Source organism: Nocardia otitidiscaviarum NBRC 14405 (assembly GCF_000308635.1).
Lineage (GTDB): Bacteria > Actinomycetota > Actinomycetes > Mycobacteriales > Mycobacteriaceae > Nocardia > Nocardia otitidiscaviarum.
The window spans coordinates 1-356 of sequence record NZ_BAGD01000098.1 but is presented as its reverse complement, the minus strand read 5'-3'; the positions used below and the strand labels follow the sequence as shown (position 1 = coordinate 356).

At 67.1% G+C, this 356-nt stretch carries 1 protein-coding gene; it reads left to right on the top strand.

Annotated elements, in window-relative coordinates; genetic code table 11:
* The coding region (locus ON31_RS22155; protein WP_174385113.1) for a cbb3-type cytochrome c oxidase subunit I at nucleotides 1–356 on the top strand (356 nt) is incomplete at both ends.

The window sequence follows — 356 nt, the reverse complement described above, 5'->3', positions numbered from 1 at the left end:
CTGATGGCGCTGCTGATGCGCGCCGAGCTGGCCCGGCCGGGCCTGCAGTTCCTGTCGGCGGAACAGTTCAACCAGCTGTTCACCATGCACGGCACCATCATGCTGCTGTTCTACGCGACCGCGATCGTGTTCGGCTTCGCCAACATCATCCTGCCGCTGCAGATCGGCGCACCCGATGTCGCCTTCCCGCGCCTGAACGCCTTCAGCTACTGGCTGTACCTGTTCGGCGGCACCATGGCGACCGCGGGCTTCATCACGCCGGGTGGCGCGGCCGACTTCGGCTGGACCGCCTACACCCCGCTCTCGGACATCGTGCACTCGCCCGGCGTCGGCGCGGACCTGTGGATTCTCGGTCT